At 37.1% G+C, this 15491-nt stretch carries 16 protein-coding genes; 6 read left to right on the plus strand and 10 right to left on the minus strand.

The features are described 5' to 3' along the window. Window positions 1-40 precede the first annotated feature (40 nt). Window positions 41-448, minus strand: a complete 408-nt coding sequence (locus ACZZZW_RS05240) for a hypothetical protein (RefSeq protein ID WP_055908234.1) — start codon at window positions 446-448, stop codon at window positions 41-43. Between the two features lie 105 nt (window positions 449-553). On the opposite strand from ACZZZW_RS05240, the gene recF reads away from it, so the two are divergent. Next, window positions 554-1657 (plus strand): DNA replication/repair protein RecF, encoded by a 1104-nt coding sequence (gene recF, locus ACZZZW_RS05245; RefSeq protein ID WP_463492479.1) that lies wholly within the window; start codon window positions 554-556, stop codon window positions 1655-1657. Beyond that, on the plus strand, window positions 1650-1940 hold the full coding sequence (locus ACZZZW_RS05250) for a DciA family protein (RefSeq protein ID WP_055908226.1): 291 nt from the start codon (window positions 1650-1652) through the stop codon (window positions 1938-1940). Before recF ends, ACZZZW_RS05250 begins: the two co-directional genes overlap by 8 nt. Before the next feature lie 86 nt (window positions 1941-2026). Here the strand turns inward: ACZZZW_RS05250 and ACZZZW_RS05255 are convergent, their stop codons facing one another. The 3 genes from ACZZZW_RS05255 to ACZZZW_RS05265 all read right to left on the minus strand — a co-directional run bounded on the left by ACZZZW_RS05255 (window position 2027) and on the right by ACZZZW_RS05265 (window position 3788). Beyond that, window positions 2027-2203, minus strand: coding sequence for a hypothetical protein (locus ACZZZW_RS05255; protein WP_200912294.1), 177 nt, complete (start codon window positions 2201-2203; stop codon window positions 2027-2029). A gap of 268 nt (window positions 2204-2471) precedes the next feature. Further along, entirely contained in the window at window positions 2472-3239 is a 768-nt protein-coding gene (locus tag ACZZZW_RS05260; RefSeq protein ID WP_055908220.1) for an FKBP-type peptidyl-prolyl cis-trans isomerase, read from the minus strand. A gap of 129 nt (window positions 3240-3368) precedes the next feature. After that, entirely contained in the window at window positions 3369-3788 is a 420-nt protein-coding gene (locus ACZZZW_RS05265) for a nucleoside-diphosphate kinase (RefSeq protein ID WP_463492480.1), read from the minus strand. A gap of 164 nt (window positions 3789-3952) precedes the next feature. On the opposite strand from ACZZZW_RS05265, the gene ACZZZW_RS05270 reads away from it, so the two are divergent. From ACZZZW_RS05270 to ACZZZW_RS05285, 4 genes are all read left to right on the plus strand, one after another. Further along, complete coding sequence (locus ACZZZW_RS05270; RefSeq protein ID WP_463492481.1) at window positions 3953-4963, plus strand: DHH family phosphoesterase; 1011 nt, start codon at window positions 3953-3955, stop codon at window positions 4961-4963. 42 nt (window positions 4964-5005) lie between these two features. Continuing rightward, complete coding sequence (locus ACZZZW_RS05275; protein ID WP_055908210.1) at window positions 5006-6001, plus strand: FKBP-type peptidyl-prolyl cis-trans isomerase; 996 nt, start codon at window positions 5006-5008, stop codon at window positions 5999-6001. 197 nt (window positions 6002-6198) lie between these two features. Next, entirely contained in the window at window positions 6199-7167 is a 969-nt protein-coding gene (locus tag ACZZZW_RS05280) for an FKBP-type peptidyl-prolyl cis-trans isomerase (protein ID WP_463492482.1), read from the plus strand. 456 nt (window positions 7168-7623) lie between these two features. Beyond that, entirely contained in the window at window positions 7624-8259 is a 636-nt protein-coding gene (locus ACZZZW_RS05285; RefSeq protein WP_463492483.1) for a response regulator, read from the plus strand. Between the two features lie 184 nt (window positions 8260-8443). Here ACZZZW_RS05285 and ACZZZW_RS05290 read toward each other — a convergent pair whose 3' ends face one another. The 6 genes from ACZZZW_RS05290 to ACZZZW_RS05315 form a co-directional block, all read right to left on the minus strand. Continuing rightward, window positions 8444-8914 carry a CYTH domain-containing protein gene (locus tag ACZZZW_RS05290; protein WP_463492484.1) on the minus strand — a complete coding sequence of 157 codons (471 nt, stop codon included), beginning with the start codon at window positions 8912-8914 and terminating at the stop codon, window positions 8444-8446. Next, complete coding sequence (locus tag ACZZZW_RS05295) at window positions 8914-10863, minus strand: beta-N-acetylhexosaminidase (RefSeq protein ID WP_055908190.1); 1950 nt, start codon at window positions 10861-10863, stop codon at window positions 8914-8916. Before ACZZZW_RS05295 ends, ACZZZW_RS05290 begins: the two co-directional genes overlap by 1 nt. 597 nt (window positions 10864-11460) lie before the next feature. Then, the gene (locus ACZZZW_RS05300) at window positions 11461-11850 is read right to left on the minus strand and encodes a SpoIIAA family protein (protein ID WP_055908188.1); all 390 of its coding nucleotides are present in this window, start codon (window positions 11848-11850) and stop codon (window positions 11461-11463) included. A 4-nt stretch (window positions 11851-11854) separates the two neighbouring features. Then, entirely contained in the window at window positions 11855-13219 is a 1365-nt protein-coding gene (locus ACZZZW_RS05305) for an aldehyde dehydrogenase family protein (RefSeq protein WP_463492485.1), read from the minus strand. Window positions 13220-13301: 82 nt separating this feature from the next. After that, the gene (locus tag ACZZZW_RS05310) at window positions 13302-14015 is read right to left on the minus strand and encodes a gamma-glutamyl-gamma-aminobutyrate hydrolase family protein (RefSeq protein ID WP_463492486.1); all 714 of its coding nucleotides are present in this window, start codon (window positions 14013-14015) and stop codon (window positions 13302-13304) included. 122 nt (window positions 14016-14137) lie between these two features. Further along, a complete protein-coding gene (locus ACZZZW_RS05315; RefSeq protein ID WP_055908182.1) occupies window positions 14138-15286 on the minus strand; it encodes an iron-containing alcohol dehydrogenase in 1149 nt (382 codons plus the stop codon). Between the last annotated feature and the right edge of the window lie 205 nt (window positions 15287-15491).

Consider the following 15491-nt stretch of genomic DNA (forward strand, 5'->3'; position numbering starts at 1 on the left):
TTAGTTATTTAGGCATGCAGAACTGTAAATGCCAGCTCAATTACCGCAATAACCTAATTAGCGTGTTAAACCAGGTTTGGTTATCGCTAAAAATGCCCGTATGGTTTATCACCAGGTATACGGTTTGGCTTTCTGAGCGGCTTATGGTTGATTTAATTCGGATGGGTTGCCAAAATGCTCCGAAATTTTTGGCTGATGAGGCAGGAAATACATCATCGAAACCCATATAAACCTCTTCAATATGTGATAGTGGAAGTTCCAGCTGCTCGTCTCCGGTAATAAAAAGTCCGTTGGAGGCCAATAGAATATTCCCTTCATGATTATGGATCGGCTTTAAAAACGAAAATAAACCAGCGATTTTTTTAATCCAGCTTGAGCTTTTTTCATTGGTCAGTTCATGATCGTAAGACCATAGAACGTTTCCCTCTAACATTTTTTGTGCAACCATGTAATTTTACTTGCTATGAAAGTACAGTTTTTTTAAATGTTATTAACGTTTATTTTAAACAATGAATGTTAAGAGGTTAAAAAACGGTAAATTTGTGACATATTTATGTGGTTAAAAAACATTACCCTTCTAAATTTCAAAAACTATACGGATGCAGATCTTCATTTCTCAGAAACTGTAAACGTTTTTACGGGTAATAACGGCTCTGGTAAAACCAATATGCTCGATGCCATACATTACCTGTGTTTGTGCAAAAGTTACTTCAATCCAATCGATAGTCAGCAGATTAAAACCGGAGAAGAAGTGTTCATGATTCAGGGTGATTTCGACCGAAGTACCAAAAACGAAAAAATTTCTTGCGGCGTTAAACGGAATCAAAAAAAACAGTTTAAGCGCAATAAAAAAGAATACGATAAACTGGCCGATCATATAGGCCTGTTCCCTGTGGTAATGGTTTCTCCTTATGATGTAAACCTGATTATGGAAGGAAGTGAGGAACGGAGAAAATTCATCGATAATGTGATTTCGCAAACAGATGCCCATTATCTCGATCAGCTGATTACCTATAACCGCATCTTGTTAAATCGGAATGCGCTGTTAAAACAGATTGCCATTACCCGGAAATACGACCCAACGTTACTCGAAATTTTAGATGAGCAATTGGTTTTTGCCGGCAATAAAATCTTTGCCATCCGTAAAGCCTTTATGGATGAGTTTATTCCGCTTTTTAACCAGTATTATATTTACCTTACCGAAAACAAGGAAACGGTTGAGCTCAACTATCAATCACAATTGAATGAGACAACATTTGAAGAACTTTTAAAAAAATCAGTTGAGAAAGATCGCATCCTTGAGCGTACCACCACAGGCATACATAAAGATGAACTGGCTTTTGTAATTAGCGGTATGCCTTTAAAAAAGTTTGGTTCCCAAGGTCAGCAAAAATCATTTTTAATTGCTTTAAAACTGGCACAATACGCTTACCTAGCCAAAAATAAGGGTTTTAAACCTTTGCTTTTGCTGGATGATATTTTTGATAAGCTGGATGATAACCGTGTTCAAAAATTAATGCAAATGGTTTCCCACCATGATTTTGGGCAAATATTTATAACAGATACAGGAAGGGAAAGAGTAAAATCAATTTTTGAAAAAATAGAAGTTGATGTAACTTTGTTTGAAGTTGATAACGGAAATATACAAAATGCGTAAACCCAATGATGTTACAGTAAAGGATGCGATTAGCAAAATGCTCGATGTATACCGTTTACGCCGTAAGTTTGATGAAACTTCAATTTTATCGATATGGCCTGAGATTATGGGAACTGCCATTGCAAATAGAACCAAACAGATCTACATCCACGATAAAAAACTTTTTCTCCGGATAGAATCATCCGTTATTAAAAACGAACTGGTTATGGTTCGTCAGGGCATTATCCAGAAACTTAACGAACATGCCGGTAGTGAGGTCATCAATGACATGGTCTTTTTGTAAGTGAAAATAAAAGGGCATTAGTTTAAATTTATGCCCTTTTATTTTAGTGGAGATAAAGCTCCCGAATAAAGACTGTGCACTAGAGACTAACTTCTGCCTCCGCCAAAAATCTTAGATAAAATCCAGATTACGATTGCAACAACAACCACAACCACAATAACGCCTACCCAAACGCCGGCTTTAAATATACCTTCTACCAGTTCACAACTGCTTAAGGTGGTGCATAAAAATGCGATCAGTACTAAAGGAAATGCTTTTTTCATATCAGTTAATTTGTAATAGCTAACATCGAAGGTTGAAGAAAGTTTTAGTAAATGACTTATTTGCCTCCAATTGCTTATCAGTGATGTTGGATGTAACCACCCGGTAAAGTAATGCAACATGCAATTCCAAGTACAAATTATTTAAAATAAAAAACGGCCAGATGTGAACTTCTGACCGCAAATAATAAATTTAACTTCGGTGAACCTTCAGGTTCTTAGCCATTTATGACGGTTAACTGCAAATGTCCGTTCTTAAATTGCCTTAAAATTATTTTCCGTTCACTTTTAACAACTCAACCTCGAAGATCAAAGTGCTATAAGGCGGAATATCTGCACCTGCGCCACGTTCGCCGTAAGCCAGGTTATAAGGAATAAAGAATTTGTATTTAGAGCCAGCAGGCATTAACTGTACACCTTCTGTCCACCCCGGTATTACACGGTTAAGTGGGAAAGAAATCGGCTCACCTCTGTCATAAGAGCTGTCGAACTGTTTTCCGTTTAATAGGGTTCCTTTGTAATGAACCAATACCGAATCTGTTGCTACCGGTTTAACTCCTGTTCCTGGAGTTAAAACTTCATATTGTAAACCGCTTGCAGTTGTTTGCACGCCTGCACGTTTTTTGTTTTGTTCTAAAAAATCCTGTCCTTCTTTCATAATTGGTGCGTATTTAATTTTATTTGCTTCTGTTTCTGCTTTGTTTTTTACTGCAGAGGCTTTAGAAATCGCCTCATTTATACACTGCTGAGCCTGTTGTTGCGTAAGTACTACCTTGCCGCCACTAAATGCATCTTTCAAACCCTTTAATAATACTTCGTAATTTAAGGTAGATAGGCCGGTAGTTTTTAAGCCTGCACCAATCGAAGTACCGAAAGCATAACTGGTAGAATCTAATGAAGATTTTAACACGGTAAATGTTGAAGTTTTACTTGCTGTAGTAGGTTTCTTTGCGGCAGGCTTTTTTGCTGCTGTTTTGGTTTGTGCATAAGATGCAAAGGCGATACCTGATAAACATACCGCCAGAAAAATTCTCTTCATTGATTATTTATTTGTAACTAATTCCAACAGGTTTATTGTGGATTATTTTATGGGCGAAAGATACAAAATAGATAAAACAATAAAAGCCCGAATATTCGGGCTTTTATTGTAAATTTTTTGTGTAGCGAACTAGAAACGTTCGTCTGCTTTAAAAAAGAAGTTACCTTCAATTTCTGCATTCTCATCAGAATCTGAACCGTGAACTGCATTAGCATCGATTGATTTAGCATATTTATTACGGATTGTACCTTCTGCAGCCTCAGCGGGGTTGGTAGCACCGATCAATTTTCTGAAATCTTCAATTGCGTTGTCTTTTTCTAAAATAGCAGCAACAATTGGTCCTGAAGACATAAAGCTTACTAAATCTTTGTAAAAAGGACGCTCAGCATGTACAGCGTAAAACTGACCGGCAGTTTCATCTGTAAGTTTGGTATATTTTAATGCAATGATTTTGAAACCTGCATTGGTAATGTCGTTAATGATCGATCCGATGTGGCCGTTTGCTACTGCATCAGGCTTAATCATGGTAAAAGTTCTGTTAGTGCTCATTGTGCTTTTGATATCAATTTTCTGCAAAAATACGTTTTAATTGATGAATAATCAACAGCCATTGTTCATGTTTAGGAGAGGCTTTGGCTATAATGCGACTGATATTGTTACTTTAAGCTGCATTTCTATATTAAAAATACTTAGCTTTGCAGCGCAAAAAATATATGCTTACATTAACTGAATTAAAAACATTATTGGCTACGCCACAACGAATTGTGATCACTACGCATCACAAACCTGATGGCGATGCGATGGGTTCATCTTTAGGTTTATATGGATATTTAATTCAAAAAGGCCACCACGTTAAGGTAATCACTCCAACTGATTATCCTACTTTTTTACATTGGATGCCAAACAATGGTGATGTAATTATTTTTACCGAGCAGCAAGAAGAAGCCGCGAAGTTAGTGGATGAAGCTTCGATCATTTTCTGCCTTGATTTTAATACCTTAAGCCGTATTAACGAACTCGGCGAATTGGTTAGGGTTGCAGGTGCTAAAAAAATCATGATCGATCACCATTTGGAACCTGAAGATTTTGATGATTACCGCCATTGGGATATCAATGCCTGTGCTGCTGCACAATTGGTTTACGATTTTATCGTAAATCAGCTGGAAGATAAAGCGGGCATCAATAAAGATGTGGCAGCCTGTTTATATACAGGTATTATGACCGACTCAGGTTCTTTCCGGTTTCAATCTGCCACCTCAGAAGTTTATCGCATAGCAGCAAATTTAATAGATTTGGGTGCAGAGCATTGGAAAATCCATCAACTCGTATACGATAATGCCAGTGAAAACCGTTTGCGCTTTTTAGGTTATTGTTTATCAAATAAACTGGAAGTATTAAGAGAATACAATACAGCCATCATTTCGGTTACAAAAGATGAACTTGCAGAATACCATAGTGCCACAGGCGATACAGAAGGTGTAGTAAACTATGCATTATCGATTAACGGTATCCGCTTGGCCGCCTTAATTGTTGAGCGTAGCGATAAAGTGAAATTATCTGTTCGATCTACAGGTGATTTTCCCGCAAATGAAATCTGCAAAAAATATTTCAACGGTGGCGGACATAGAAATGCAGCTGGTGGAGCGGCAGAAAAACCATTAGCTGATGTGGTTAACGAATTTAAATCGATATTAGCAGAATATAAAGAACAATTAATCGCCTAAGGGCAATAAATAAACACAAAACTTAAAAAGTCAAATTAATAAATGAAAAAGGGAATTATTATTCTAGCAGCAGCTACTTTAGGCTTAGCGGCATGTAAACAAGAAAAAAAGGGAGCTGGTGGCTTATTATATACCATTCACCACTCGGCAGGTAACGAAAAAATTAAAGAAGGTGATATCGTTAAAATGAATTTTATTCAAAAAAACGATAAAGATTCAGTTTTATCAAGCACTTTCGATAGCGAAACCCCTGCAGTATTTCCTGCACAGAAAAAAATGTACGCTGGTGATATGAATGATGTTTTAACATTGTTTGGAGAAGGCGATAGCGCAACTTTTAAGGTGAATTTGGATACTATGGCTTTCCATAGCAAACAACCAAAACCAGAGCAGTTTAAAAATGATAAATACATCACTTTTACTGTTAAAATTGAAAAAGTATTCAAGAAAAAAACTGGCGAAGCTGATTCTACTTTCAATAAAAGAGCAACAGAATTTTTCCAGGCTGATTACAAAGCTTCTTCAGAGAAAAAGAAAGCTGCTGAACCTGCTAAATTAAAAGCTTATTTAGACGATACTAAATTGGCTACCAAAACTACTGCAAGTGGTTTACATTACATTATTGAAGCACCAGGTAGTGCTGAAAAACCAGCTTTAGGTGATACCGTACTAATTGATTATACAGGTAGAGTAACTAAAAAAGGTAAAGATGGTAAATACAAAATCTTCGATACAAGTGATGAGAAACTTGCTAAAGCAGAAAATGAACTTAAACCAGGTAAACCATATGGTCCTCAAAAAATGCCAGTTGGCGGTACAATCCCTGGATTTACTGAAGCTTTACAAATGATTGGTAAAGGTGGTAAAATCAAAGTGATTATCCCTTCTAATTTAGGTTACGGCGAGCAAGGTGCACCACAAGTTGGTATCATGCCTTTCAGTCCGATTGCTTTCGATTTAGAAATCAAAGATATTATCAAAGGAAAACCAGCTGCAGCGGCTCCGGTAACAATCCCTGCTCCGGTAGTTAAAAAATAATCAGATAACTGATATACAAATCCTGCTTATTCATTTAAGCAGGATTTTTTTTGCCTTTTTTTTTGACGCTGAGCCAAGAAATATAATATCCTAAAGATTTATAAAAACTTAATATAGTCTATCTTTGTAGTGATGTAATAAAATAACTTAAATCTTCTTTATGAGGAATTGAAGTGGTTTTTAATAAATAAAATTAAATGAAAAAAGCAATTATTATGCTCTTAGCGGCAGCATTAGGACTATCTGCCTGTAACAAGTTTGAAAAGGGTGAAGGAGATATGACTTACAAGATCTATAAAAGTGATGGTAAGCCAAAAATTCAGGATGGCGATTATGTAAAGCTAAACGGAGTTCAAACAGTCGAAACCAATACCAATCCTGATTCGATAATGGTTAATACTTACGATAATGAGCGACCTGCCTTTTTTGCCATTAGTAAATCCATGTTTAAGGGCGATTTGGCATCTGGGTTAAAGTTGCTTGGTGAGGGTGATAGTGCGGTTTTCAAATTGAATCTAGATTCGATGGAGAAATATTCCGGTCAGCCGAAGCCAAAAGGTTTAAAATCAAATATTGCTTCCTTTACAATTAAAATAGAGAAAGTATTGCATAAAGGAAAAGATCCTGATTCTATTTTTGATGCCAAGAAAAGATTGTTCTTCGAAGCAGAATATAAAGCGTTAAATGAGAAAAATAAGATTGTAGAGCCTACTAAAATAGCTAAATATGTTGAAGAGAATAAGCTAAAGGTAACCACCGCACCATCGGGCCTGCAATATGTAATTACTTCTCCCGGAAATTCAGAAAGAGCAACTTTAACCGATACGGTGGTGATGGATTATACCGGTCAGTTTACCAATAAAAAATCGAGTGGAGCATTAAATGTTTTTGATACTTCAGATGCAAAAGTGGCTAAAGAAGCTGGTATATATTCTGAAAATGTACAATACGCGCCGCGTAGTTTGCCATTAGGGCAATTGCCTCAAGGTGTTATCCAAGGCATTCAATTAATCGGTGTTGGCGGTAAGATTAAAATGATTTTGCCATCTAAACTTGGTTTTGGCGAAAACGGTGGTGGACCAATTAATCCATTTACGCCATTGGTTTTTGATGTGGAACTGAAAAAGATCATTAAACCGGGCGAAGGCTCTCCGTTAGCAAAATAATTAAGACCAGTATAAAAAAAAGCGCAAAGAACAGCATTAATTGCTGGTTTTTGCGCTTTTTTGGCAATAAGGATGGAATAAATTGCTGGTAAGTCAAATATTTGTTTAAATTAGATCAACAAAACATTCTTTTATCCTTATTGTCATTATGCGCTCAAGCTTTACCGTTCCATTTCCGGGTATTAAAAGTTTGCTAAATGGCATGTTTTTCATACTGCCTTTCCCGCAGTTATGCCCAGTAACTACTAAATTTATTCAAGGTTATCCCATTGATCAGTTAATTATCAGCCGATTACAAATTTTCGAAATCCCTATACTATCTATCTTCGTTAAAAACATAAATTTTCTGGCTTTTAATAATATGCCCGATGTAGGTTTCTCAGCGTAGCTTATTACAATCGGCTGCTCTGTTTTTTCCCGTAATCTGGTAGAATGCTTAACGTTAAAACTAAACTTATGGAAACGATTAAGGTGTTTTTACTTAATGATTCTGATGAGCTGCTCGGCGGTGTTGAATTGATGCTGAGTGCTATTGAAGGTGTTATCATTGTAGGGAAAGCCAGTTCTGGTTTGGTTGCAATTCAATTGATTCGACAAAAATTACCGGATGTTGTTATTGTAGATGCCAGTTTATGTACAAAAAATAGTACTGATTTAATTAAAACACTTAAAAGAGCGTTTCAAAAGATTAAAATTATTGTACTTTCTTGGGAGGATGATTTTACGGATATTTCAGCAATGATCAAATCTGGTGCTACGGGTTATCTTTTAAAAAATGTAAAATATCATGAATTGCATAAAGCAATAAATAAGGTATTACAAAGCCAAACCTATATACAACATTCCATAACCGCAAAGTTTATAAATGGTTACCAGCGAGAAAATCACATAGAGGAACTTAATATTTTATCAGCAAGGGAAATTGAAGTGATCCGGTTGATTGCCAAAGAGCATACCTCAGCAGATATTGGAAGAATGCTTTTCATTTCCGAGCATACAGTAGAAACCCACCGTAAAAATATTTGGCGTAAAACTGGCGTAAAATCGATAGTGGGTTTGCTAAATTTTGCCCACGAGCATCAACTTATTTGAGGAAAAGTGCTGTGTCGTATTATAGAATTGTTACTGTTAATTATTGGGCAGAAATCCCTTTGATAGAGAAATCCTTAAACTAGTTCAAAGATCTCACGCAGTCTTTCGGTAGAAAAGACGATCTTGCTAATAGGATGTCTTTCAAAAAAAGTGCTATTATGATACAATTTCCTGGAAATAATCGCTAAACCCAATCCTTAAATGGATTTATTGTTAAATTGGAATTATAATACTTTTCTTCTTCTGTAACTTCAATACTTACCCAATCGGGTAAATCAAAAAATTCATCTTCGGTTTCCAGTTCAATTTCTGCAACGGTTAATCCTTTGTTATCGCCCGAAAACACGTCTACTTCCCATAATTTATTTTTAAAAGGAATTTCGTAACGGATTTTAGAAAGCTCGGATTTTGAGAAGTTATCTAACAATTCTACGGCTTCAGCAACAGGAATTTCATATTCATATTCCATTCGTGTAGCACCAATTGTTTGCCCTTTTATGGTTAAAAAACCTTTGGTTTCTGTTGCTCTTACCCGTATGGTTTTGTCTTTATCGGTTAACAAATAACCTTGCCTAAATAGGTTTCCCTTTGGTTTGTTAAGGTTATCCCACTTCTGTTGATCGACTAAAAATTTGCGTTCTATTTCTTTTCCCATTACCTCGCTCTTTTTTGCAAATCCGCTATTGGCATGCTAATCAGCCTTCCGATAGGTTGTTTGCCACGATAAGTAATTACACGCAACATACTGGCATCTTTCGGAACCTGCAATGCAGTTGTGTATTTAGGGTAAAAGCGATCGGGAGTGGAGTTATCGAAACTGTAATAAATATCCAAACCATCAATTTCAGGTGTTAATTCGATAATCAACTGTTTGTCGGCACTGCGCTTTACAGTAAAAATCGGATCATAAATGGCAGGAGAATATTTGATTTCGGCCAAATCCAAACGTTTGAAATGCTGTTCTGTACGGTCAACAAAATTTGTCCAGTTCTTCTTTTCAATCGGACTCCAAATCGACTCTGAAATGGCAAAAGCACGCGGCCAAAGCATATATTCTACCTGGCGGAAAGTAAAAACCTGCTCCGTCCACAAGTTTGCCTGTCCACCAATTACATATTGTGGGTTTACGCCCGCAGGCAATGGATTAAACTGATAAACTTTATTTAACCTCAATGAGGCATATACTTTAGGCTCAGTAATGGGATCAGCCTGCATGTAATCTAAATAAGCATAATCAGTAGGGCTCATCACCACATTATGTTTGTCATTTGCTGCCTGAATGCCATATTTCATTCCACGCCAGCTCATTACAGCAGCCGTAGGTGAAACCCCACCTTCAAGAATTTCATCCCAGCCCATAAATTTTTTACCTTTTGAAATTACGATCTGTTCAACCCTTTTTTCGAAATATGCCTGTACCTGAGGAATCGTTTTTAATCCTTCGCGTTGCATTAAAGCTTTAACCTGATCGTTTTTCTCCCAGAAATTATGCGAAGCTTCATCGCCACCCATATGGATATATTCGAACGGGAAAAGCTGCGCAACCTGTGTAAGTACTGTATCTAAAAAGCCATAAACTTTCTCATTAGCAGGGCAGAGCGTATTATCTACCAAAGCGATAGGAGGGGCACCACGGCTCCAATCCATAATTTTTTCGCCTGAACGCACTTTGTAATTCACGGCATCGGGTGTGCATGATAATTCGGGATAGGAAGCAATAATAGCCAAACTATGGCCAGGAACGTCTATTTCTGGTAAAATATTTACAAAGCGTTCTTGTGCATATTGAACAAGTTCCTTAATATCTTCTTGCGTATAAAAACCACCATAAGTACGTGGTTCATCAGCCGTTGGAGGAACAAAATCACCAAAAGTGCCGGTTTTTTTAACACTCCATGCACCAATTTCAGTTAATTTCGGCAAACCCTTAATTTCAATTCTCCAGCCTTCATCATCTGCAAGGTGCAAGTGCAACAGGTTAAATTTATAGCGCACCATATCATCAATAAACTGCTTTACTTCCTGCTTGGTGAAAAAATGACGGGCAACATCAAACATAAGGCCTCTCCAACCTAATTTAGGATAATCGACCACATCAACACAAGGTGCTTTCCATTTGATATTGTTTACCAGTTCTTTACTCTCTATTTCGGCAGGAAAAAGCTGAAGCAACGATTGAACACCATAAAAAATACCCGCTGGTTGATTTGCGGTGATGACAACCTGAGTTGGGTTTACATTTAATTTATAACCTTCTTTACCTAACTGTGCATCTTCTTGTGCATTTAGAATCAGTTTGATGGTAGGATGGTTTGATGCGTTTACTGTACTCACAAATTTGCCTGTGGCGGTAGTAATGCGGTTAGTAAGGTATGCAATAGATTGTTTTAACTCTCCACTTTTGACGGCCTGTATGGTTATATTTTCGGGTAAGATGAAAGTTCCTGCCTTTTTCATTAAAGATACCGGTTCGGGAATAATGGCAATCGGTGTTTGTACAACTGCACTTTCGGCATCGCCGGTTTCAGTTTCTGTAATGATAGATTGAGCGAAAATATTGGCTGTAAAAAAACAGCATGAGATAATAAGGAATATTTTTTTCATTAAAATAATTAAAACGGTTTATCCGGATAAGTATAATTCGCAATTTATTAAAAAAGATTTAATTTGAGCAGTGAGAAATGAGCAAAACGTTGAGCGTATAGCGTTTGGAGCTGAAAAAAACTTATAAAGTTGACGTGAATTATTTGGTTTATTTGTCTGATTATCATTTTTTTATAAAATATTTCGTCATTGCGAGGCTGGATATGAGCGAGCCGAAGCAATCTATCATCTAATTTATTATTAAAAAGATTGCTTTACGCCTACGCAAAACGCCTTCTTCGGTTTGCTATGACGAAATTAAGACCCAAAACTCACGTTAAAGTTAATCTATTTTATTATTAAAGATTTGTCAGTCTGAGCGTAGTCAAAAACTTAATTGCTAAATCCGTCTACTCCGGATACTTCATTTCATTACCAATGACGGATAAAAAAAACGCTCGTCATTGCTGAGACACGAAGATAACCGAACCAAGCGAGTTCATGAATGCCTTTAAAAACATACGCAAAAATGAATAATCTTAAAGCTGGTAGCGATCGTTGTAAGATTGCTTCTTCGGCTTAAAAAAAGCCTTCTCAGCAATGATGATTTCTCGTAAACTACAAAAACTTCGTCAACCATTCTCTCGCCTTTTCATCATCCGTAAATGATTTCATGGGAATTGGAGGAATTTGAAACTTAAAAAGAATTTTCATAATCAATTGCGCCAAACCCGGTTTCGAAACCATCGCCATGGCCGTATAAATTTGGGGCAACTGCTCAGTCGAAAACTTGCGGGTTTCTTTATCCGGAACCGGAGAATTTTTTAAATAGATTAACAACGGAACTTTCTTGTGATTTGTAATTTCCTTAACCAATTTAACATTAGCCGAAATATTTTCTACCGTACGTAAAATACTTTTACTATAAGAAATTAATATCCCATCGTCGGTTAATAAATAATCGGCAATTTCGCCTTCAATCATGTGATTATCTCTGTCGTTTTCCATTTTATTATCCTCTTAAATGATAGCCCTTCGGTTTGGTAAACGCCCTTAAGCCCTGGTGTGATAGAGTAGCACCGATGCCAGAATATTTTCTACCGCTCCAGGGCAGGGCTGCACTCACCCTGTCGCAACAGTTCCAGTAGCCGGAGCCGGAATCAAGCTGAGACAATATTTTTTCAGCCCTTGCCTGATCTGCTGTATAAACAGAAGCGGTTAACCCGTAATCGGTATCTTGCATCATATTAACGGCTTCAATATCATCTTTTACTTTCATAATGCCGATAATTGGTCCGAAACTTTCTTCCTGCATCACTAGCATATCGTTGCTTACATCAGTTAGCACTGTAGGTTCAAAGTAATAACCTTTTCCATCAACAGCCTTGCCGCCAGTCAATAATTTTGCACCTTTACTTAAAGCATCATTTACCTGGTTTTCAAGCACGGCAATCTGTTCTTTCCGCGTTAATGCACTAATGTAAATACCATCAACAGTAGGAAGACCTGTTTTCCAGCTTCGAACCTCAGTAATAAAAGCATTTAAGTATTCATCATAATTTTTTTCGTGCACATAAATGCGCTCTACAGAACAGCAGCTTTGTCCGTTATTGTAAAAAGCACCATCAGCTGTACCAATTGCAGCTGCCGTTACATCTGTAACGTCATCGGCGATGTACAAAGGATCTTTTCCACCTAATTCTAATTGACAAGGAACCATTTTAGGGGCTACTTTTTCGTAAATAAATTTTCCTGTTTTGTATGACCCTGTGAAGAAATAACCATCAAAGCCTATTTCTAATAGTGCACTTCCTGTTTCTTTTGCTCCTATAGCAATATGGAACACCTCATCAGGCACCCCTGCTTTTTTTAACAGTTTTGCAATTTCAATTCCTGTTAAAGTTGCATACTCTGATGGTTTGTACATTACCGCATTGCCACTTAAAAGTGCAGGAATAAAAACATTTACGCCAACCAGGTAAGGATAGTTCCATGCCGAAATGTTGCAGACCACACCCAACGGTTCATATTTAATAACCTCTTTCAAACCTGGTTCCTCAACCATTACCTCATCACTTAAATATTTTTCAGCATTATTGAGCATCCATTTAATGCGTGCCCTTGCGCCGTTAATTTCATTACGCGATTGCTGAAGCGGTTTGCCTACTTCTGATGTTAGCACTGCAGCCAATTCTTCTATATTAGCTTCCAGTAAATCACTGAACTGGGTAATAACCTTAATCCTTTCGCCAAGTGTTTTACCTGCCCATAGTGGCTGAGCCTCTTTTAAAGTCTCAAATTTAGCTTGAAGCGTAGATGGAGTATCCTCCGCTAAATTCGCAATAACTTCTTCTGTTGCTGGGTTGATGATTTGCATGTTCTTTGTTTTTACCACAGATTTTCACAGATGAATACAGATTTTAAAATGTAATAATCATTAGGATCTGTGTTTATCCTTTTTATCTGTGGTTAATATTTAAGTTTATCGCATGAATAAAAGCCTCGTGTATATTTTTGCTAAAAGGACCCTGCTGATCTTTTAACCGTTCAGGATGCCATTGTACAAATAGCAAAAAAGGTTTTCCTTCAGGTTTCATCCGCTCCATTGCCTCAGTAACGCCATCAGGAGATACTGCACTTACCACAAGGCCTTTTCCGGTTTTATCGGTACTTTGGTGGTGATTGCTGTTAACCAAGCCTTTATCTGTGTTTACAATCTGGTTGAGCCATGAAGATGGGTTTACAATGATTTCGTGGTAACGGTCTGATTTATCCGGCATTTTACCGTGATCGAACTTTCCCCAGGTTGGAATATCAGGAATTAAAGTACCGCCAAAAAATACATTGCCCACTTGCATGCCACGACAAATACCCAAAACCGGAATTGAGTTTGCTTCTGTATAGGTTAAAACCTTAAACTCAAAGTTATCCCGTTCTTCATCAATGTCATCATCATAGCAATAATGATAGTATTCGGGCTGGTTATAAAAACGGGGATGAACATCTTCACCACCGGTTAAAACAATACCGTCGCATTTATTTATTTCATCAAAGTTGTTTAGTTTATAGCCAAGCTGGATAACCTCAACACTTTTATTGTAAGATAATACCCAATCCCGGTAAATGGCGTATTTGCTGCAATCGGTAACGCCAATAATTATTTTATCAGACATAGTCCTTTATGTTTTTGGCACAGATTTTTACAGATGAACACAGATTTGGACTGCAATTTTTTATTTAATTTATACAGCCTTTTATCTGTGTTCATCCTCTTTATTTGTGGTTAATAACTGCTTTAAAGTGCATTTAAATATAGCTGTTTAAAATCTGCTCTGCTTACCGGTTTTGGATTGTTTGGATGTGCAAAATCGGCAAAAGCTAAATCGGCAAGGGTTTCGATATGTTCATTTTTAACACCAATATCACTCAATTTATGCGGAATATTCACTTTTGTGTTTAAATCAAACAGGTATTTTACAACAGCCTCACCATTTTCATCTTTAAGTGCTAAAGTACGGGCAATTTTTTTAAAACGATCTTCAAAACCTGCAATATTGAACTGCATACCGTAAGGAATATTAACGGCGTTGGCCAAACCATGGTGGGTATCCAATAATGAAGATAGCGGATGCGCCAACGAATGTACAACACCTAAACCTTTTTGAAAGGCGATTGCACCCATCATTGATGCCATTAACATCTTACTGCGGCTTTCTAAATCCGGATTGTTGGTTGCCCTTTCCAGCGAATCTTTTATCAAAGAAATGCCTTCAAGCGCAATACCATCACACATCGGGTGGAAATTTTTGGCCAGGTAGGCTTCCATATTGTGTGTAAGTGCATCCATACCTGTTGCAGCAGTAATAAATGGTGGTAAATCCATAGTAAGCTGAGGATCTGCAAATACTATCTGCGCCATTAATTTGGGGGAGAACAGAATTTTTTTCTGGTGGGTTTCATCATCCGCAATAATTGCGCTACGGCCAACCTCACTTCCGGTACCTGATGTGGTTGGAATGGTAATAAAATGAGGAACATCATTGGTGACATAAATATCACCACCAATTAAATCGTCGTATTTAAATAAGTCTTCCCGGTGATTCACCCTGAGCACAATTGCTCTGGCAACATCAAGAGCCGCACCACCACCAATACCAATAATGCTATCACGATTAGTGGCATCCCAAACGTCAGTACCTTTGTAAACATCACTTTTAACCGGGTTTTTATGGATATCGCTAAAAACTTCGACAGAAATACTTTTTGCCCTCAAATCTTCTACAATGTTTTTAAAAAATGGAAGTTGCGCAATTGTGGCATCGGTAACAATTAATGGTGCTTTTAAATTGTGCTTGGTTAAATAGAAGGGTAATTCTTTTACTGCACCAGCACCAAAACGGATGGTTGTAGGGAAATTAAACTGATGGATCTTATCAAATATCATGGCAATTGTTTTTTGTTCCTTTTGTGTTTCTTAAGTTTGTGTTATGCTGAATTTTTCAGCATTTAATCTATAAAAGATTCTGAATCAAGTTACGAATCACAGATTCTAAAAAATTGTCGTCATTTTCGCGCTGGCGCTAATCTTAATGCAGCTCACAAACCCTGCCCTAGTATTAAAATTCCCAATTAACCCGATAGCTATCGGG

Source organism: Pedobacter sp. AC379 (assembly GCF_979258145.1).

Excerpts from the sequence above, each read along its gene's own strand:
- ACZZZW_RS05240 (WP_055908234.1), bottom strand. The coding sequence starts at position 448 with ATGGTTGCACAAAAAATGTTAGAGGGAAACGTTCTATGGTCTTACGAT.
- recF (WP_463492479.1), top strand. The coding sequence starts at position 554 with ATGTGGTTAAAAAACATTACCCTTCTAAATTTCAAAAACTATACGGAT.
- ACZZZW_RS05250 (WP_055908226.1), top strand. The coding sequence starts at position 1,650 with ATGCGTAAACCCAATGATGTTACAGTAAAGGATGCGATTAGCAAAATG.
- ACZZZW_RS05255 (WP_200912294.1), bottom strand. The coding sequence starts at position 2,203 with ATGAAAAAAGCATTTCCTTTAGTACTGATCGCATTTTTATGCACCACC.
- ACZZZW_RS05260 (WP_055908220.1), bottom strand. The coding sequence starts at position 3,239 with ATGAAGAGAATTTTTCTGGCGGTATGTTTATCAGGTATCGCCTTTGCA.
- ACZZZW_RS05265 (WP_463492480.1), bottom strand. The coding sequence starts at position 3,788 with ATGAGCACTAACAGAACTTTTACCATGATTAAGCCTGATGCAGTAGCA.
- ACZZZW_RS05270 (WP_463492481.1), top strand. The coding sequence starts at position 3,953 with ATGCTTACATTAACTGAATTAAAAACATTATTGGCTACGCCACAACGA.
- ACZZZW_RS05275 (WP_055908210.1), top strand. The coding sequence starts at position 5,006 with ATGAAAAAGGGAATTATTATTCTAGCAGCAGCTACTTTAGGCTTAGCG.
- ACZZZW_RS05280 (WP_463492482.1), top strand. The coding sequence starts at position 6,199 with ATGAAAAAAGCAATTATTATGCTCTTAGCGGCAGCATTAGGACTATCT.
- ACZZZW_RS05285 (WP_463492483.1), top strand. The coding sequence starts at position 7,624 with ATGGAAACGATTAAGGTGTTTTTACTTAATGATTCTGATGAGCTGCTC.
- ACZZZW_RS05290 (WP_463492484.1), bottom strand. The coding sequence starts at position 8,914 with ATGGGAAAAGAAATAGAACGCAAATTTTTAGTCGATCAACAGAAGTGG.
- ACZZZW_RS05295 (WP_055908190.1), bottom strand. The coding sequence starts at position 10,863 with ATGAAAAAAATATTCCTTATTATCTCATGCTGTTTTTTTACAGCCAAT.
- ACZZZW_RS05300 (WP_055908188.1), bottom strand. The coding sequence starts at position 11,850 with ATGGAAAACGACAGAGATAATCACATGATTGAAGGCGAAATTGCCGAT.
- ACZZZW_RS05305 (WP_463492485.1), bottom strand. The coding sequence starts at position 13,219 with ATGCAAATCATCAACCCAGCAACAGAAGAAGTTATTGCGAATTTAGCG.
- ACZZZW_RS05310 (WP_463492486.1), bottom strand. The coding sequence starts at position 14,015 with ATGTCTGATAAAATAATTATTGGCGTTACCGATTGCAGCAAATACGCC.
- ACZZZW_RS05315 (WP_055908182.1), bottom strand. The coding sequence starts at position 15,286 with ATGATATTTGATAAGATCCATCAGTTTAATTTCCCTACAACCATCCGT.